15 protein-coding genes are annotated in these 17804 nt (G+C 72.4%); 1 reads left to right on the top strand and 14 read right to left on the bottom strand.

The window, feature by feature from the left end; genetic code table 11:
- Positions 1–13: 13 nt before the first annotated feature.
- From DEJ14_RS01105 to DEJ14_RS01065, 9 genes are all read right to left on the bottom strand, one after another.
- Positions 14–832, bottom strand: a complete 819-nt coding sequence (locus DEJ14_RS01105) for an ABC transporter ATP-binding protein (RefSeq protein ID WP_111086467.1) — start codon at positions 830–832, stop codon at positions 14–16.
- Complete coding sequence (locus DEJ14_RS01100) at positions 829–2571, bottom strand: dipeptide/oligopeptide/nickel ABC transporter permease/ATP-binding protein (RefSeq protein WP_235035917.1); 1743 nt, start codon at positions 2569–2571, stop codon at positions 829–831. The genes DEJ14_RS01105 and DEJ14_RS01100 overlap by 4 nt, the downstream gene beginning before the upstream one ends.
- Positions 2564–3625: an ABC transporter permease gene (locus DEJ14_RS01095; RefSeq protein WP_111086468.1), complete on the bottom strand. Its 1062-nt coding sequence runs from the start codon at positions 3623–3625 to the stop codon at positions 2564–2566. The genes DEJ14_RS01100 and DEJ14_RS01095 overlap by 8 nt, the downstream gene beginning before the upstream one ends.
- A 113-nt stretch (positions 3626–3738) precedes the next feature.
- Complete coding sequence (locus tag DEJ14_RS01090) at positions 3739–5319, bottom strand: ABC transporter substrate-binding protein (RefSeq protein WP_181437633.1); 1581 nt, start codon at positions 5317–5319, stop codon at positions 3739–3741.
- A 110-nt stretch (positions 5320–5429) separates the two neighbouring features.
- Positions 5430–6758: an amidohydrolase gene (locus DEJ14_RS01085; RefSeq protein ID WP_146249820.1), complete on the bottom strand. Its 1329-nt coding sequence runs from the start codon at positions 6756–6758 to the stop codon at positions 5430–5432.
- 55 nt (positions 6759–6813) lie between these two features.
- Positions 6814–7419, bottom strand: a complete 606-nt coding sequence (locus DEJ14_RS01080) for a cysteine hydrolase family protein (RefSeq protein ID WP_111086471.1) — start codon at positions 7417–7419, stop codon at positions 6814–6816.
- 113 nt (positions 7420–7532) lie between these two features.
- Positions 7533–8075, bottom strand: a complete 543-nt coding sequence (locus tag DEJ14_RS01075; protein WP_220036455.1) for a cytidine/deoxycytidylate deaminase family protein — start codon at positions 8073–8075, stop codon at positions 7533–7535.
- Positions 8072–8881 carry an amidohydrolase family protein gene (locus DEJ14_RS01070; protein WP_207901098.1) on the bottom strand — a complete coding sequence of 270 codons (810 nt, stop codon included), beginning with the start codon at positions 8879–8881 and terminating at the stop codon, positions 8072–8074. Before DEJ14_RS01070 ends, DEJ14_RS01075 begins: the two co-directional genes overlap by 4 nt.
- Positions 8882–8974: 93 nt before the next feature.
- Positions 8975–9475 (bottom strand): hypothetical protein, encoded by a 501-nt coding sequence (locus DEJ14_RS01065; protein ID WP_111086474.1) that lies wholly within the window; start codon positions 9473–9475, stop codon positions 8975–8977.
- A gap of 110 nt (positions 9476–9585) precedes the next feature.
- On the opposite strand from DEJ14_RS01065, the gene DEJ14_RS01060 reads away from it, so the two are divergent.
- A complete protein-coding gene (locus DEJ14_RS01060) occupies positions 9586–10281 on the top strand; it encodes a GntR family transcriptional regulator (protein ID WP_200849186.1) in 696 nt (231 codons plus the stop codon).
- 102 nt (positions 10282–10383) lie between these two features.
- Here DEJ14_RS01060 and DEJ14_RS01055 read toward each other — a convergent pair whose 3' ends face one another.
- The 5 genes from DEJ14_RS01055 to DEJ14_RS01035 are packed head-to-tail and all read right to left on the bottom strand — an operon-like array spanning position 10384 to position 17746.
- Positions 10384–11817: an amidase gene (locus DEJ14_RS01055; RefSeq protein ID WP_111086475.1), complete on the bottom strand. Its 1434-nt coding sequence runs from the start codon at positions 11815–11817 to the stop codon at positions 10384–10386.
- A complete protein-coding gene (locus tag DEJ14_RS01050; protein WP_111086476.1) occupies positions 11817–13832 on the bottom strand; it encodes a primary-amine oxidase in 2016 nt (671 codons plus the stop codon). Before DEJ14_RS01050 ends, DEJ14_RS01055 begins: the two co-directional genes overlap by 1 nt.
- 28 nt (positions 13833–13860) lie before the next feature.
- On the bottom strand, positions 13861–15417 hold the full coding sequence (locus tag DEJ14_RS01045; protein WP_111086477.1) for a gamma-glutamyltransferase: 1557 nt from the start codon (positions 15415–15417) through the stop codon (positions 13861–13863).
- Positions 15414–16508 (bottom strand): FAD-dependent oxidoreductase, encoded by a 1095-nt coding sequence (locus tag DEJ14_RS01040; RefSeq protein ID WP_111086478.1) that lies wholly within the window; start codon positions 16506–16508, stop codon positions 15414–15416. Before DEJ14_RS01040 ends, DEJ14_RS01045 begins: the two co-directional genes overlap by 4 nt.
- Positions 16505–17746: an aminotransferase class V-fold PLP-dependent enzyme gene (locus tag DEJ14_RS01035; RefSeq protein WP_111086479.1), complete on the bottom strand. Its 1242-nt coding sequence runs from the start codon at positions 17744–17746 to the stop codon at positions 16505–16507. The genes DEJ14_RS01040 and DEJ14_RS01035 overlap by 4 nt, the downstream gene beginning before the upstream one ends.
- Between the last annotated feature and the right edge of the window lie 58 nt (positions 17747–17804).

Here is a 17804-nt window from a genome sequence, read left to right as displayed (position 1 = left end):
CCTTCCGGGTCGGTCAGCCGGCCAGGCTGAAACGGGCGGAACCGGGGTCCGCGTCGAGGAGACGACGCGTGTACCAGTGCTGCGGATCGGCGTAGATCTGCTCGACCGGACCGGCCTCGACGACCTCACCCTGGTACAGCACGACGACCTCGTCGCTCACACGCTGCACGACCGCCAGGTTGTGCGAGATGAACATCATCGTCAGGCCGAGGGACTCCTTGATGTCGGCGAGCAGCTCCAGGATCTGCGCCTGCACCGAGACGTCGAGCGCCGAGGTGATCTCGTCGGCGATGACCAGGTGCGGGTCGATGACGAGGCCGCGGGCGATGGCGATGCGCTGCCGTTGCCCGCCGGAGAACTCGTGCGGGTAGCGGTGCATCATGTCCCGGGACAGCCCGACCCGCTCGAGCCAGCCGCCGATGCGGTCCTCGTGGGTGGCGACCCGGGGGCGGACGGGGTCGATCGCCTCGGCCAGGGTCTGCGCGACGGTCCGTCGCGGCGAGAGCGACGAGTACGGGTCCTGCGGGATCATCTGGATCCGGCGGCGGTACCCGCGCAGGGTCGACCGGTCGGCCGCGGTCAGGTCGACGCCGTCCACCGCGGCGCTGCCCGAGGCGGGCTTCACGGTGCCGACCAGGACCTTGGCGAGGGTGGACTTGCCCGAGCCGGACTCGCCGACGACGCCGACGGTGCGACCTCGCTCGAGGCGGAGGTCGACGCCGTGCAGGACGGTCGTCGAGCCGAACGCGACGTCGAGGGCGCGGACGTCGATCATGGGGGCCGTGCCGGTGTCGGTTGCGCGGCGTTCGCGCGTCGTCGTGGTGTCGGTCATGCGTGTGCCTCCGCCTGCTCGGTGCGCGTGGACTCCGTGGGCACCGTCACGACCGGAGTGGCCGCCAGGAGCTGCTTCGTGTACGGGTGGTCGACGGTGTCCGGGGAGAGCCCGGCGACGTCGTCGATGCGCTCGACGATCTCGCCGTTCCGCATCACCAGGACCCGGTCGCACAGTGCTCGGACGACGCCGAGGTCGTGGGAGATGAACAGCACGGCGGTGCCGGAGTCCTCGTTCATCCGCTTGAGCACGGTCAGCACCTCACGCTGGACGGTGACGTCGAGGGCGGTGGTCGGTTCGTCCGCGATGAGCAGGTCGGGCTTCGTGCTCATCGCCGACGCGATCATCGCCCGCTGCTTCATGCCGCCGGAGAGCTGGTGCGGGTACTGGCGCAGTCGACCCTCGGGATCGGTCAGCATCACGGCGCGGAAGCCCTGCGTCAGGAGTCGGATCGCGTCACGTCGGCTGTGTCGCAGCCGCATCCGCAGCACGTCGGACAACTGGATGCCGAGCACCATGGCCGGGTTCAGCGCGGTGCCCGGGTCCTGGTAGACCAGCCCGATGCGGGATGCGAGCACGCGGTCCGGCACACGACCGAGCAGGTCGACGCCGCCGAGTTCGAGCCGCCGCGCGGAGCCCTCGAGCCCCTCGCCCAGCAGCTTGGCGACGAGCGAGGCCGTCAACGACTTGCCCGAACCGGACTCGCCGACGATCCCGAGCACCTCGCCCCGCCGGATGGTGAACGAGACGTCCTTGACCAGGGCGCGTCCGCTGGCGGCGTGCTGCACCGAGATGCCGTCCGCGACGAGCACGGCGTCGTCCTCGACCGCGAGCGTCGACGGGCCGGTCGCGCGGGTGGTGCGGGACCGCGTGGTGTTCGACCGCGGGTTCGCGGCAGCGGCCAGTCCGTCCCCGACGAGCAGGGCGGCGAGGGAGGCGAAGGTCAGCGCGACCGCGGGGCCGACGATGACGACGGGGTTCACCACGATGCGGTCGAGTCCGTCGTTGAGCAGGGTTCCCCAGTCGAACGCGGGGGTCTGCGCGCCGAGGCCGATGAAGGACAGTCCGGAGATCTCGACGAGCGAGCCGGAGAAGGCGCCGGCGATCAGGATCAGCGTCGGCTCGGCCATGTTCGGCAGGACGTGCCGCATGGCGACCCGGTGCGCCGGGACCCCCATCAGGCGTGCGGTGGTGACGTACTCGCTGGTGGAGATCTTCGCCGCCAGGTTGGCGGTCAGACGGGCGAAGCCGGCGATGTTCGCGACGGCGATGGCCACGACGACCTGCACCATGCCCTGCCCGAGGATCGCTGCGACGATGATCGCGACGAGCATCGTCGGGTAGCTGACCGCGAACTCGATCCCGCGCAGCCCGAGCTCGCGCACCCGCCGGGGGGCGAGCCAGACGCCGATGCCGAGCGCGATGCCCACGATCGCGGACAGGGCCGTGGCGGCGAGCGCCATCAGGACCGTGGCCCGGGTGGCGACCAGGGTGCGCGCGAGCATGTCGCGGCCGAGGGTGTCGGTACCGAGCGGGTGCTCGGCGGTGGACCCCAGCCCAGAGGTACCGCCGATGCCCGTGGCCTGGGCGCCGAACACGAACGGTGCGACGACCGCCACGATCAGGATCAGCCCGAACATCGCCAAGCCGACGATCAGCCCGCCGTTCCACGCGAAGGTGCGGGGACGCGATGCCGGGTCGGTCGAGGCCGCCTGGACGGCGGTGATGGTGTCAGCCACGCTTCTCCCCGAGGGTGCGCGGGTCGATGAGACCCAGGATGATGTCGATGACCAGGGTGATCACGAGCGAGATGAGCCCGATCACGAAGACCGCGGCGCGGATCACGGGGTAGTCCTTGTCCACCGCGATCGCCTGCACGATGACGCCGCCCAGGCCCGGCCACGCGAAGACCGCCTCGGTGATGAGTGCCGAGCCGAGCAGGGCCGTCAGGATGATCCCGGACAGCGTCAGTGCGGTGGTGAGCAGGTTCGGCAGCATGTGCTTGGCGTAGATCGACAGCGCCGGCAGCCGCCACCCGCGGGCGGTGCGCATGTAGTCCTGCTCGAGGATGACGGCGGTCTCACGGCGGACGATACGGGCCACCGAGCACGTGCCGCCCACGGTGAGCGAGGCGATCGGCAGGACCGCCGCCGCGCCGAAGTCGTAGGCCGGCGAGTACGCGGGCGGCAGCACGTGCAGCAGGACCGCGAAGACGACGACGAACCCGGTGGCGAGCACGTACGTGGGGATCGACGAGATCAGGCCGGTGACCGCCGAGAACGAGACGTCGAGCCACCGGTGCCGGTCGCCGCGGGTGAGGACGCCGACGGTCATGCCGAGTGCGAGTCCGAGGACGAGCAGCAGCAGGACCGCGGCGATCGTGATCGTCAGCGTGTACGGCACGGCCGTCATGACGATGTCCATCGCCGGCGCGCGGTACTTGTACGAGTCACCGAAGTCGCCCTGCACGACGCCGGCGACGTAGTGCCACAGCTGGACGGGGATCGGCTGGTCGAGACCGAGTTGGTGCCGGACGAGCTCGACCTGGGCGAGCGTCGCGGTGTCGCCGGCGATGGCCGTTGCCGGGTCGCCGGGGATGAGCTGCACGATGAGGAACGTCACGAGGACGAGCAGCGCCAGGTTGATGACGAGTCCGACGGCACGGCGGAGCAGGAAGCGGCGCCATGCGCCACCGAGGCTCGCGGCCCGGGGTGCGGCGGCGGTCGGGGTTCCCGGAGACCCGGGGGTGCCCGGACCGGGCACGGGGAGATGGTCGACGGTGGTGGTGCTCATCGCGGGTCCTCCTGGTGCTCCGGTCCGGGCTGGGTGGTGCGGTGGTGCGCGTTGCGCGTTGCGCGTTGCGCGTTGCGCGTTGCGCGTTGCGTGGCGCTCGTTCGGTCAGGCGATCAGGAGACGATCCGCATCGCGGAGACGTCCCAGTAGCCCGAGAACACGTGGGTCTCGAAGCCCTTGCGGGCGACGTACCGGTGCGTGTCCGTGATGAGCGGGGTCATGTCGACACGCTTGAGGATCGACTTCTGCGCGGTGGCGAAGTCCTCGCACTGCTGGTCGGCGTCCGACGTGGCCATCGCCGCCTGGTAGGCCGCGAGTCCCTCGGGGTTGTCGCTCGAGGACACGTTCGTGCCGCCCTCGGCGTAGGTCGGTCCGACGTAGCGCGCGATCGAGGTGTTGATCAGCCCGGTCTGCGCGTCCTCGGCCGCCACGGCGACGTCCCAGGTCTTGGGCTCGGTGCGCATCTGCTTGGTCCAGTCGGCAGGGTCCGGTGCCGAGACCTTCACGGTCGCACCGGCGTTCCGCAGCGACTCCGCCAGGAAGTCGGCGGCGGGGTCCCAGTTCGACATGATGAGCAGGCGGATCGTCTTGCCCGTGAGCTCCTTCGTCGCGGCCTTCGCGTCGTAGGACTGCACGAGCGACGAGTCGTCCACCGCGCAGCGGTAGCTCGCCGCGTTCACCGTGTTCTGCTCGACCCCGAGTCCGTCGAGACCGGCGTTGTTGAACCCCTTCGTGTCGATCGCCTGGGCGACCGCGGCACGGAGCGGCTGGTCGTCGGCGAACACCGAGCCGGAGCCCTCTGCCTCGTTGAACACGAGGTTGTAGGCCGAGCTGGCGAACTTCACGGTGGAGTAGTCGTCGCCGCTGAAGCGCTCGGCGTTCGAGTCGTAGAAGCGTGCGACGTCGACACCGCCGGACTGCAGCAGGTTGGCGCTCGTGTTCGAGTCGCCCTGCACGGTCAGGTTGATCGTCTTGGCCGGCTCACCGGTGACGGTCTTCCACGCCGGCCAGGCGTCGTAGTCGGACCGCAGCGCGTAGGAGACGCTCTTGCCGGCCGAGGACTTCGCGAGCGTGTACGGGCCGGACCAGGCGCCGTCGACGGTGCCGGCCGCGAGGCCCTTCGTGTCGGCGAGACCGGCCGGGCAGATGATCCCGGTACCGGGGCGGGTCAGGCCGCCGAGCAGCTGCGAGTACGGCTCGCTGAGCGAGATCGTCAGCGTGCCGGCGGCGTCGTCGGCGGTGAACTTCGGGTCACCCGAGCCGAAGGCCTGGTTCTTCCAGGTCTGCGCACCCGAGTCGTCGAGGCCGACCAGGTACTCGAAGGACTTCTCGACGACCGTCGGCGTGATCTCGGTGCCGTCGGAGCACGTGGCGCCGTCGCGGATCGTGAACTCGTACTTCGACGCCGACTCGGCGTCCCACTTCGTCGCGAGCCCGCCGATGTAGCCGCCGTCGTCGCCCTCGCCCTGCCGGAGCAGGGTGTCGAAGCCGAGTCGTGCGACCTCGACGTCCGAGCTGGCCGAGGCCTTCGCGGGGTCGAAGGTGGCCGGGGCGTACCAGAGCTCTGCGTTGATCGTGTCGGTGCTCGACGAGCTGTCGCCGCCGTCAGCGGAGCCGGACGCGGTGCACGCGCTCAGGGAGAGTCCGACGGCGGTCGCCAACGCGACGCCGACGAGGATGCGCTTCCTCACCATGGTGCTGTCCTCCAGTGGGATTCGGGGTGATGCCAGGGAGTCAGTCCCAGGGTCGGGTCCAACTTGGATCCAATTTAGAACAATCCGCATCCAACTATGTTTCGAGTGGATTACATCTGCCCGGGACGAACCGCGGCGTCGAAGACCGTCACGTCGCCGACGTCGGTGCGCAGGACCCGCGCCGCGGCGAACTCGTCGACCGTGCACGCAGCCGGGTCCACATCGAGCAGCACCCAGTCCGCCAGGGCGCCGGCGCGCAGCACGCCGCGGCGATCCTCGGCGAAGGACGCGTGTGCGGCACCGCGCGTGTAGGCCTCGACCGCCTCGAGCACCGAGAGTGCCTGTGCCGGGCCGATCGGCTCGTCGAGGCCGCGCATCCGACGGCCCGCGGCGACGGGGACCACCTCACGCGGGTCGAAGGGGAAGTACGGCGCGTCCGAGCCCATGGCGACCGTGGCACCGGCGTCGGCCCAGGTCCGCATCGGGTTGACCTCGTCGACACGGCTGCCGAGCCGGCGCTGCAGCCCGGCGGCGTTCTTCCAGGCGATCGAGGGCTGCAGCGACGCCACGACACCGAGGCGTGCCGCACGGTCGGCGCTCGCGACGCTCGGCTCGAGGTACGCGTGGATGAGCTGGCAGCGGAGTCCGGCGACCGATCGTCCCGTGTCCCGTTCCGCTGCCTCGAGCCCGTCGAGCACCTCGGCGACCGCACGACTGCCCACCGCGTGGACGCCGAGTCCCCACCCCGCGGCCACGCACGACGCTGCAAGGCGTGCGAAGTCAGCCGCCGAGATCCGCTGCACGCCGTGGTCGTCGCCGGTCCAGGGCCGTTCGAGCAGCGCCTGCCCCTTCATGCCCTCGCCGTCGTAGTAGACCTTGACCGGGCCGAGCCGGAGGCGGTCGTCGCCGTCACCGGTCACGCCGTCGATCGAGTCGAGCACCGCCAGGGCCGCATCGACGTCGGGGACCGCTGCACTGCCGAGCTCGGGGTAGGGCATCGCGACCACGCGCAGGGTCAGGAGTCCCTGCCGGTGCGCCTCCCGGTACCCCTCGAGCTCGGGCAGCGTGACGGCCGGGTCGACGACACCGGTGAACCCCATCGCGTGCAGCAGCGGCTGGATGCGGCGGATCGCGGCGAGCCGGTCCCCGAGTGTCGGCGGTGCGTCCCCGATCCAGTCCGGGGCGTCCGGGTCCGCGTCGCCGTCGGCGAGCATCGCGGCCGAGAACGTCGCTGCGTCGGCGTCGCCGTCCACGAGCTGCAGCGCTTTGAGTCCGGCGCGCTGCGCGTGCGCGTGGGCGTCGGTGAGCCCCGGCAGGACGGTGCCCTCGACGTGGTCCTCGGCCGTGCCCTCCGGAGCCGCCGCCCGCACGTCGTCGAGCGTCCCGATGGCCGCGATCCGGTCGCCGACCACGAGCAGGGCCTCGGCAGTCGCTTGCACCGGGTCCATCGTCCGGACGTGCCCGACGACGATCCGCGCGGACCGCCCGGCCGCCTCACACACCGACGGGCTCCCGCTCGTCGAGCCAGGTGCGCACGTCCGCGGCGGTCACGAGGGCGTCCCGCTGCAGGTACCCGATCGCCTCCAGTGCCGCGTCGTGCGCGCGTTCGCTCGACCCGGCGACGCAGTCGGTCAGGACCCGGACGGCGTAGTCGTGCTGGTGGGCGTCGGCCGCCGTGTAGTGGATGCAGACGTCGGTGAGTCCGCCGACGAGCAGGACGGTGCCGGCCTTGTACGCCTTGAGCACGATCTCGAGCTCGGTGCCGAAGAACGCCGAGTAGCGCCGCTTGCGGATGACGAACTCCTCGGGCCGAGGGTCGATCCACGAGGCCAGCTCGGTCTGCTCCTCGCCCTCGATGCAGTGCGGACCCTCGGCGCCGTCGAGCTCACGGCCGATGTCGACGAGGTCCGGCTTGTGGACCTCCTGGATGAAGACGACGGGCACACCCGAGGAGCGGCAGTGCTCGATGAGGTCACGCACTCGCGGTGCGCGCTCGGCACGGCCACCCATCACGGGGATGCCGGGCGTGGGCATCGTCGAGGCGGCTCCGCCCTGGATGTCGACGACGATCAGGACGGGGTTGCCGGAGACGGCGAGCATGCTGGTGGTTCCTTCCGGGACGGATCGTGCAGCGGGTGGGGACCGGTGCGCGCCGTCGCCGTCATCCTCTGACGGGATCCGACACCGCACGGGTCCGGGGTGTTTCGGGGGCGTTAAACCTCAGGTGTCGCCGAACCGAACGGCGTCGCCGAGCCGGACAGCGTCGCCGAACCGAACGGCGTCGCCGCCGCTCCAGCCGCCGCCCGCGCGCTCCGCCGCCGCCGGAAGGGAAGCAGCTCGGCGACCCCGACCGGCCCGAACCCGTCCCCGACCGCGACCCACACCCGGGCGTCGGGCGCGTGGTCACCGAGCAGCTCCGCGCAGACCCCGCACGGCTCGATCAGGTGCATCGTCCCGCCCGGCCTGCGGAGCACACCCACGACCGACACCACCGGCGACCCGGCGACGACGGCCGCACTCAGCGCAGCGGACTCGGCGCAGACCGACGCGCGACCGGCCGATGCCTCGACGTGCAGCCCGGTGACCACACTGCCGTCGGCGAGCCGGAGTGCTGCGGCGACCTCGTGCACCCCCGTGCGGTACCGCCGGTCGAGCACGTCGGTCGCGATCCGGAGCAGCTCCTGGTCCGCGGCGCCCATCCCGGACGGCGGGCCGGCGAGCACCGGTCGGTCAGACGCGGGCGAGCCGCTGCTCACGACCAGCCCAGGATCCGCGCCATGTTGCCACCCTCGACCAGGGCCCGGTCGGCCTCGTCCGGGATCGCCTTCGCGATCTTCATGCGCTCGAGGTCGAAGTCGCTGCCCGGCCACTCCGATCCGAGCAGGATCTTCTCCGCGCCGAGGCGCGCGTACGCCCGCTTGACGTCGGACATCAGGGTGGCCGAGGTCTCGAGGTAGACGTGCGGGTTCCGCTCGGCGACGATGATCGCCTCGGGCACGTTCCACACCGCACCCATGTGGGCGATGATCGTCGGCACCGTCGGGAAGTTCTTCGCGATCTCCTCGATGGAGAACGGTGCACAGAACGCGTCGTCGAGTGCGTTGATCAGCACGGGCAGGCCGAGCTCGGCGCAGACCTCGAACAGCGGGTCGAGCAGGCCGTGGTCCGCGACGTGGTAGCCGTGCAGGCTGGGGTGCAGCTTCAGGCCGACCAGCCCGCCCTCGGCGAAGCGACGGATCTCGTCGGTCGCGTTCTCCCACTGCGGCATGACCTGGCCGAAGCCGAACAGCCGGTCCGGGTGCGCGGCGACCAGGTCCATCAGGAAGTCGTTCTCGATCCCCTGCGCGAGCGAGCAGACCATGGCGCGGTCGACCCCCGCGGCGTCCATGCGGTCGAGGATCCGGTTCGCGTCGAACGGCGTGTACGCCGGCGGCTCCTCGCCCGGGCGCACGCCGCTCAGGTAGTCACTGCGGCCGCGGCGGTCCTGGGTGGTGTTGTAGGCGTCGATGATCATCGTGGGCGTCTCCTCGTCGGCGGCTCGTGGGGCGGAACTCCCGCACATGTGATCCGATACTGCCAGAATTGGATCCAATTTGGTAGCGCTGGGTTGTGAGTACCCCCGCCTGGAGGCGCGACGCACCCCCGCCGCGCCGGCTCAGTGCACGACGACCATCGCGCCCATGGCCAGCACGCTCACCAGTGACGCCGCCCGGCGCACGGACTCGACCCGCGGCACCCGGCCGCCGACGACGTTCCACAGCACCACACCGGCGTGCACCGCGACCGCCACCCCGACCGGCAGCAGCACCGCACCGTGGGAGTGCCCCGCGCCGGCACCAGCACCGGCATGGCCACCTGCGAGCAGCACGAACACCGCGCCGAGCAGCATCCCGAGCGCGTGCAGGTGGTCGCCACCGGGCCGACTCCGGCGACGCCACCGGTCCACCGCAGCCGTGCCCATCGCGCAGCCACCGAGCAGGAGTGCCCAGAACGGCGCCGGCACCACGTGGAGTGCCGGCACGTGGACGTCGAGCATCGCGACGAGCATCACCGCCTCGGCGACGAGTGCGACCGGCCCGACCCGTCGCCCGCCAGCGATGCCGAGCCCGAGCGCACCGACGGCTGCGACGAGCATGACGACGAGCAACACGGACATGATTGGATCCAATCACGAGCGAGTCGGATACGGCAACGGGATCCAACACCTGGCAGGATTGGATCCGCAGCGGGGGTTCGCTGTGACGACGTACCGAGGGAGACCACGACGTGACCACCAGCGACGGCAATGCACTCGTCGACGACCTCGCCGCCCGGATCCGCGCGAAGATCATGTCCGGCGAGATCCCCATCGGCGCACCGCTCCGCCAGGCCGACCTCGCGGCGCAGTTCGGCATCAGCCGCACCCCGGTCCGCGAAGCGCTCCGGCAGCTGCAGACCGGCGGCCTCATCGAGGTCGTGCCGAACCGTGGCGCCGTGGTCCGGGTGCCGGTGCCGTGGGAGGTCCGCGAGGCGTACGAGGTCCGCGCCGAGCTCGAGTCGCTCGCAGCCCGTCGCGCCGTCGACCGGCTCGACGACGCCACGATCGCGCAGCTCCGCTCGGTGAACCAGGCGATGTACGAGCGCTCCCTGGCGGCGGCCGAGGGCGAGCAGCCGAAGCAGCGCGAGGGCAGCGACAACGACCAGTTCCACGGGCTCATCTACCAGGCCTCCGGCAACACCCGGTTGACCCGGATGCTCGTCGAGATCAACGACGCCTTCCCCCGGAACGTCTCGGCCCTGGTGCTCCGCGAGAACTCCCGGCACCGCGAGGAGAACTTCCGCGAGCACGAGGAGCTCATCGAGGCGTTCGTCGCCGGGGACCGCGAGCGCGCCGCCGAGCTCATGCGCGACCACGTCCTGCGCGCCGGCGAGCACCTGGCGCACTGGTACGAGCGCCGCTCGTCCACCGTCTTCACCGGCTGACCCGGCGCGACCAGCGGAAGCGGCGCGCGAGACCGGACCGCGCGGTCCCGCACCGACGAGGCGGGGTCGACCCGCGCCTCCCGACCGGACCGCGCCGGCCGTCTACAGGACCGGCACCCGCCGGATCCAGCCGGTGGCCTCCTCGATCGCGCGCGTCACCGCGAGCAGCTGGGCCTCGCGGCCGTACCGCCCGACGACCTGCACGCCGACCGGCAGCCCCTCGGGCGTGAACCCGGCCGCGGTCACCACGACCGGGTGCGCCGTCAACGTCAGCCGGTTCGCGAGCATCTGCCACGTGAAGTAGCGGTCGAAGCGGTGGCCGTCGACCTCGTCGACCCACTCGACCTCGGCCGGCGGCGCGACCACCGGCGTCGCCGGCAGCACGAGCACGTCGTGCCGGTCGAGCACCGCAGCCGTGTCCCGGTACATCCGGGTCCGACGCTCGTACGCATCGGCGAGCTGCGCCGCCGTGGTGGCGCGCCCCTGCTCGACGTTCCGGACGTAGTCGGGACGGAACCCGCTGGCACCGGCGTCGACGGCGTGCCGCCCGCCCAGGAAGAACTCGAACGTCTCGATGGTCTCCCACGCCTCGTCCGCACCCGCGAAGTCGGGCTCGTCGACCTCGACGACCGCGCCGAGCCCGGCGAGCTGCTCGCCGAACGCGCGGTGCACGGCACGCACGGCCGGGTCGATCGGCAGGCCGCCGGCGTCCTCGCTCCACGCGACGCGCAGGCCGTCGAGCGCAACCGGCCGGACCGGGTGCTGCGTCATGGCAGACATCGGCCAGACGGTCTTCTCGACGGCCAGGGCTTCCATGAAGCGTGCCGCATCGGCGGAGTCACGCGCCATCGGGCCGGTGACGCCGTGCGGCGTCCAGGCGTTGCCGGTCCGGCCGCTCGGCACCCGGCCCGGGCTCGGCCGGACGCCGACGACGTTGCAGAACGCGGCCGGGTAGCGCAGGCTCCCGCCGCTGTCGGAGCCGTCGGCGATCGGCAGGATCCGCCCGGCGAGCGCCGATGCGGCACCACCGCTGGACCCACCCGCGTGCCGCGAGGTGTCCCAGGGGTTCACGGTCGTGCCGAACACGGGGTTGAAGGTCAGGACGCCCTGGCCCATCTCCGGCGTGTTCGTCTTGCCGATGATGATCGCGCCGGCGTCGCGGAGCAGCGTCGCGAGGACGCTGTCCTGTTCGGCGGGGCGCGCGTCGGCGAACGCCGCCGACCCGTTCGTGGTCGGCAGGCCGGCGACGTCCATCAGGTCCTTCACCGCGGTGGGCAGGCCGTGCAGGAGCGGGAGCGGTTCGCCCGCGGCGCGTGCCGCGGCGGTGCGGCGGTCCGCCGCTTCTGCCGCGGCCAACGAGACCGAGTCGGGCTGCTGGGAGACGACGGCCTGGAGGCGCGGGTTGCGTTCCTCGATCCGGTCCAGATGGGCGCGCATCACCTCCACCGCCGACACCTCGCGGTTCGCGACGGCGTCGGCCAGGCGGACGGCGGACCAGTCGGCGAGGTGCTCCGGGGTGTGCTCGGGCCCGGGCATCAGCGGCCGCCCTCGTGGTCGTGCTGCTGCTCGGCGTGGACGTGCCCGTCGTGCGCGGCGTCGGTGTGGTGGTCGTGCGCCGCGTGGTCGTGCGCCGCGTGGTCGTGGTCGTGGCCGGAACCCGGCGCGCAGTGGTCGGTCGCCGACGGCGGGACGTCGAGCGAGGGGTTCCGGTCGAAGAAGCCGTCCGGTTCGAGCCGGAAGCCGATCGTGTCGACGGGCATGATCGGCCACTGCTCGGGCCGCGGGAAGTGGTGCACGCCGAGGACGGGCCACAGCACGAGGCGCTCGTTCTCGAGGGACCGGTCCGCCTGCTGCCAGACGTGCACCCCGTCGTCGCCGAGCTCGCCCTGGTTCGGGTACTCGCCGGCGATGAAGCGCTCCTCGGGGTCGAAGGCGCTCGCCCAGAGGTGCTTCGCGACGAACGGCGCCTTCCGCTCGACGATGCTGCCCGGGCGGACGTGCAGCTGCGCGGTGTTCTGGACCGCCAGGCGGTAGGCCGTGCTCTCGCCGTAGCGGTTCTGCGCGGACTCGCTCTCGATGCGCCAGTGCAGCGCGCGGGCCGGGTCGGTCATCCGGGCGCCGTCGGCCTCGGAACCGATCGGCGTCTCGACCGCGATGCAGGCGTTGCCGTAGGGGTTCAGGGCCGCGTCGGGCTCGGGCTCGGCGTGCACCTCGACCAACCGGTTCAACGGCCCGTCGACGGCGGTGTCGAGCCGGACGGCGAAGTAGTGCTGGTGCGTCGGGGCCTGCACGTTCGGTGCGACCATCCGGCCGTACCGCGGGGTCTCGCCGTCGGCGATGCCGGACACCGACATCAGGCCGGTGAGCTTCACCTCGAGCTCGACGGAGCCGTCCTGGTACAGCGACCAGTAGAAGCCGTAGTCGTAGTTCGCCACGGTCGCGAAGCTCGAGATCACGAGTCGGCGGCTGCGACGGACCTCGGCGCTGCCGGTGCGGGTGTTGACGTGCTTCCAGAGGATCGAGTCGTCCTCCTCGTGCAGGCAGATGCCGTTGACGATGGTCTGCGGTTCGCCGTGGCCGTCCAGGAAGTCGACGTCGAAGTAGCGGATCTCCCCCAGGCAGTCGCAACCGAGCTCGAGGCTCGCGGTCAGCGGGCCGGCGCCGTACTCGCCCCAGTCGAAGAAGTTCTTCCGGTACGCGGTCGGGTCGCTGTCCAGGTACGGCACGTACATCTCGTTGACGGCCGCACGGTGCAGCACCGGGCGCTCGACGTCGCCGTCACGGTAGGACAGGTCGTGGAGCACGAGCCCCTCGCGGTGCGAGAAGCCGACACGGAACGTCCAGTTCTGCCAGCGGACCTCGTGCCCGTCGATCGTGAAGCCGGGACCGTTCGGCTGGACGATGTCGAGCGCGGAGACCTCGCGGTCGGGACCCCAGGTGCCGGAGGTGTAGACGCCGGTCTCGCTCGCCATCGGGATGACGCCGTGGTCCTCGATCCGGATGACCTCGAGGGTGTCGAGGTCGAGGATCGGGACGAGCCCGGCGACGGGTCGTGCGTAACCGTTGTCCTCGGGGAACTCGCGGTACCAGACCGTGCCCCAGCTCAGGCGGCGGTCGGCGAGGTCCTCGGGCACGAAGCCCGTGATCGACTCCGGGTCGACCCAGACGAGCGACGTGTCGGTGATCCCGCGCTTCGCGAGCGCCTCGATGATGAGCGGCGACTTCCGTGCGGCCTGCGCGATGAGCCGTGCTTCGTCACTCGAGACGCCGGGGCGACGGTGGTCCACGTCGGTCCACAGCTCGACGATCGCGGGCGAGTCCGGGCCGGCGGTCCACCCGCGCACCTCCCACGCGGCGTGGGCGTCCGGGTCCATCACGACGATCCGCACCGGACGGGCGCCACCGGCGGTCGTGCCCCTGGCCTTCTCCTCGTCGAGCGCGATCCCCCAGAAGCGCGGCCGGGCCCCGATGCGCCCGGAGGCACGGACGGCGGTGACGAAGGAGGCGATCTCGACGGAGGTCAGCGGATCGAGGACGTGGGTGCTGCTCATGGGCTTCCTTCTCGGGTGGATCGTGCGGTCAGTGGGCGTCGAGGACGACGGCGCGGCCGTCCGCGCGGGGGTCGCTCGCGGCGTCGAGGTGTCCGTCCGCGTGCAGCCGGACGGTCTGCACGTGCCCGGCCTCGTCGACGGGGCCGTCGGTGCGGGCGACCGGCAGGCCGAGGGCGTCGGCCGCAGCGATCGCGTCCTCGGAACCGGGTTCGGCGACGAGCGTCATCACCTCGTGCCCGAGGTCGCGCGCACCGATCACGAACCGCGGTCGGCCGAGGACCTCGTCGGGGTCGCTGCCCGCGGCGACCAGGTCACGGGCGAGCTGGGCGAGGATCCACGGCTGGGCGCTGCCGCCCTGGCAGCCGAGGCCGAGCACCAGGTCGTCCGTCTCGGCGATCACCGGCAACAGGGTGTGCGGCGGTCGCAGGCCCGGTCCGACGTGGGCGGGGTGCGCGGGGTCGGTGCTGAAGGCGGAGCCGCGGTTGTGCAGGACCACGCCCGTCCCCGGGTCGAGGATGCCGGAGCCGAAGAGCTGGTAGACGCTCTGGATGAGCGTGACGACGGTGCCGTCGCTGTCCGCAGCGGTCACCGCGACCGTGTCGCCGAGGGCACGGCCGGCGCGGGGCAGTGCGCCGACCCGACCGGAGTCGCGTGGGTCGAGCATGGCCGCGACGTCGATGGAGCCGCCGCGGGGGTCGCCGAGTTCGGCCTGGCGGACGAGCGCGGCACGGTGCACGGCGTCGACGAGGTCGGCGGCCGCGGAGGTCGCGGTGCCGTGCTCACTGCCGCCAGCGAGTGCTTCCGGCAGGATCCCGAGCAGCACGACACCCTGCGTGGGTGGCGGCGCGACCCACCATCGGGCACCGCCGATCGTCGTGCCGCGGGGCTCGACGAGCTCGGCGTCGTGCGCGGCGAAGTCGGCCTCGGTGTGTGCACCACCGAGCTCCCGCAGCCGAGCGGTGATCGAGGCGGCGATCCGTCCCCGGTACATCGCGCCCGGGTCGGCAGCGAGTTCGGTCAGGGTCGCGGCGAGTGCCGGCTGCACGAGCGGGTCGCCTTCGGCCAGGAGCGCCCCGGTGTCGTCGGTGAAGACCTCGCGCATCCCGGGGTCGGCGTGGAGCTCGTCGGTCCGGACCGCGATCGCACGCCCGAGTCCGGCGGAGACGGGGACCCCGTCGGCAGCGAGTCGTGCCGCGCGGGTCAACGGGTCGCCGAGCCCGAGCCGGCCGCCGAGTGCGTCGATCGCCTGCCACCCGGCGACGACGCCGGGGACCGTGACGGTCTGGGCACCCTGCCGGGGCATCCGGTCGTGCTGCGCGAGCGCCGCGACGTCGGTGCCGGCCGGTGCGGCGCCGGCGGAGACCACGGCGACGACGGGCCGTCCTGGCCGACGGACGAGGGCGACGAGGTCCCCGCCGATGCTGCACTGGTGCGGGTAGACGACGGTCAGTGCGGTGGCCGCCGCGAGCGCGGCGTCGATGGCGTCCCCGCCGGCCGCGACCGCCTCGGCGGCGGCGTCGAGGGCGGCCGGGTGCGGTGCGGCGACGGCGACGCGCCGGGTGGAGGGTGCTGCTGGGGCGGTCATGCGGTGGTCACCATCCGTGCGGGGCTGAGGAACGCGAGGTCGGGGCGGTCGATGCCCTGCACCAGGTCGGCGACGGCCGCACCGATCGCCGGCCCGAACTTGAAGCCGTGGCCGGAGCAGGCTGCGGCGAGGAGCACCTCGGGCTGCTCGGGCAGGGCGCCGACGACGAACCGCTTGTCCGGGGTCATCGTGTACAGGCACGCGACGGCCTGGGCACCGGCGGTGACGATGCCGGGGACGAACCCTTCGAGGAGCTCGGCCAGGTGCGCGACCTCGGCATCGGTCGGCGGTGCGACGGGCACGTCCGGGTCCCACACGGGTCCGGCGTCGATGCCGATCTTCGCGCCGGATCCGGCGGTCTCCGGGAGCCCGAAGACGAGCCCCTCCGGCAGGTCGACCGAGAAGCACCCGAGCGCGGGCGTCTGCGCCACGGTCTGCCCCGTCGGCGCGGTGAGCGTGACGATGCGCCAGACCTCGAAGAACGCGGCGGCCTCGGGTACCAGGTGCGACGCCCAGGCGCCGCCGGCGAGCACGAGCCGTCGCGCGCGGACACTGCCGGCGTCGGTCCGGACGGTGACGACGCCGTCGTCGACCTGCCAGTCGAGCACGGTCTCGCCGTACCGCAGGTCGGCGCCGGCCGCCGCGGCGGCGGACTGCGCGAACGCGAGTGCCCGCGCGGCCTCGAGCACACCGGCGTCGGGGTCGTGGACCGCGCCGTACGTCTCGGGCGGACGCAGCGAGGGCGCGAGCGTCGGCCAGGCTGCGCGGTCGACCGGGAGGCTCGCCCCACCCTGCATCGTCGGCTCGCCCCGGTGCGCGTACAGTCCACCGGTCCGGTGCAGGAAGGGCGCGCCGGCTGCGGTCCCCCAGCGGTCCCACCCGCGGTACGCACGGTCGACGAGGTCGTTCCACACCGGGTGCGGGTAGGCGCGGCGGATCATCCGGGTGGCGCCGTGCGACGAGCCGCGCTCGTGCCCCGGTGCGAAGCGCTCCACCGCGACGACGTCGAGGCCGCGGCGCGCGAGCTCGTACGTGGCGGCGGATCCGTGGATGCCGAGTCCGAGTACGACGACGTCGTGCACGGCCGTCACGCGCGGACCTCGGCGACGACGTCCGCGACGCCCTCGAGCAGGACCCGGACGTCCTCGTCGTCGTTGTACACGTGCGGCGAGACGCGGACGACGCTCGGCAGGCCACGGGCGCCCAGGTCCCACTGCGCGTGGCTCGCGGGGACGGAGATCGAGTCGATGCGGCGCTGCCGGAGCCGGGCCGAGACCTCCTTGCCGGCGACGCCGTCGACCGTGAAGGTGACGATCGCGGACGCTGACGCGGACGGGTCCGCCACGGTGACGCCGTCCACGGCGTCGAGCGCGGTGCGCAGGTGGGCGCCGAGGCCGACCAGGTGCGCCTCGGTCGCCGCCGGCCCGCGGTCGAGGGCCTCGCGCAGCGCCACTCCGAGGCCGAGCCGTGCGGCGACGGAGCACTCCCACGTCTCGAGCTGTCGCGCGGTGCCGTCCATCGTCCACTCATCCTCGCCGGTCCAGACGGCTCCGCGGACATCCGGCGCCCACGCACCGACGCCCTCGAGCATCCCGCGGCGCAGGTAGACGATCCCGGTGCCGCGCGGCCCACGCAGGAACTTCCGGCCGGTGGTGACGAGGGCGTCGCAGTCGACGGCGCGCACGTCGATGTCGATCTGGCCGACGGACTGCGTGGCGTCGACGACGGTCAGGGCGCCGTGGCGACGGGCGACGGCGCTGATCTCCGCGATCGGTTCGACGAGGCCGGACGAGGTCGGCACGTGCACCGCGCTCACGACGACACGGCCGCTCGCTCCGGCGACGGCGCGGTCCAGGGCCTCGAGGTCCATGGCACCGGTGGCGTTGCTCGGCACGACCTCGAGCCGCACGTCGTCGTGCCGCTGCATGGCCAACAACCGGAGCGCCTGGCTGACGTAGCTGGAGCGGGGTGCGACGACGGTGTCCCCGGCACCGAGCCGCAGCGCGTCGAAGACACCGCGCAGGCCGCTCGTGGCGCTGTCGAACAGGGCGATCTCGTCCGGCGCCGACCCGAGCAGGGTGGCGGCCGCGGTGTAGACGCCGGCGACCTCGTCGGCGACCTGGTTGGCGGCTTCGTACCCACCCACCCGCTGTTCCCGGCGCAGGTGGGCGACCACTGCCTCCAGGACGCCGTCGCTGACCAGGCCCGCGCCGGCCGCGTTGAAGTAGTGGCGCCCTGCGGTGCCGGCGGTGCGGGACCGCTCGGCGGCCACGTCGATCGCCGTCACTGTCTGGGCGGCCATCGTGCCGTCCTCGAGACCGATCGTCATGTCGCGGGTCCTCCCTCGTGCGCGCCACCCCCGGACGCTGAATGGATCCCATCATAAA

This window comes from Curtobacterium sp. MCJR17_020 (assembly GCF_003234365.2).
Classification (GTDB): domain Bacteria; phylum Actinomycetota; class Actinomycetes; order Actinomycetales; family Microbacteriaceae; genus Curtobacterium.
The sequence above is the reverse complement of the archived record's forward strand: the minus strand, read 5'-3'. Positions and strand labels throughout refer to the sequence as shown.

Excerpts from the sequence above, each read along its gene's own strand:
- DEJ14_RS01080 (WP_111086471.1), bottom strand. The coding sequence starts at position 7,419 with ATGCTCGCCGTCTCCGGCAACCCCGTCCTGATCGTCGTCGACATCCAG.
- DEJ14_RS01045 (WP_111086477.1), bottom strand. The coding sequence starts at position 15,417 with ATGACCGCCCCAGCAGCACCCTCCACCCGGCGCGTCGCCGTCGCCGCA.
- DEJ14_RS01095 (WP_111086468.1), bottom strand. The coding sequence starts at position 3,625 with ATGAGCACCACCACCGTCGACCATCTCCCCGTGCCCGGTCCGGGCACC.
- DEJ14_RS01050 (WP_111086476.1), bottom strand. The coding sequence starts at position 13,832 with ATGAGCAGCACCCACGTCCTCGATCCGCTGACCTCCGTCGAGATCGCC.
- DEJ14_RS01065 (WP_111086474.1), bottom strand. The coding sequence starts at position 9,475 with ATGTCCGTGTTGCTCGTCGTCATGCTCGTCGCAGCCGTCGGTGCGCTC.
- DEJ14_RS01055 (WP_111086475.1), bottom strand. The coding sequence starts at position 11,817 with ATGCCCGGGCCCGAGCACACCCCGGAGCACCTCGCCGACTGGTCCGCC.
- DEJ14_RS01035 (WP_111086479.1), bottom strand. The coding sequence starts at position 17,746 with ATGACGATCGGTCTCGAGGACGGCACGATGGCCGCCCAGACAGTGACG.
- DEJ14_RS01070 (WP_207901098.1), bottom strand. The coding sequence starts at position 8,881 with ATGTGCGGGAGTTCCGCCCCACGAGCCGCCGACGAGGAGACGCCCACG.
- DEJ14_RS01090 (WP_181437633.1), bottom strand. The coding sequence starts at position 5,319 with ATGGTGAGGAAGCGCATCCTCGTCGGCGTCGCGTTGGCGACCGCCGTC.
- DEJ14_RS01105 (WP_111086467.1), bottom strand. The coding sequence starts at position 832 with ATGACCGACACCACGACGACGCGCGAACGCCGCGCAACCGACACCGGC.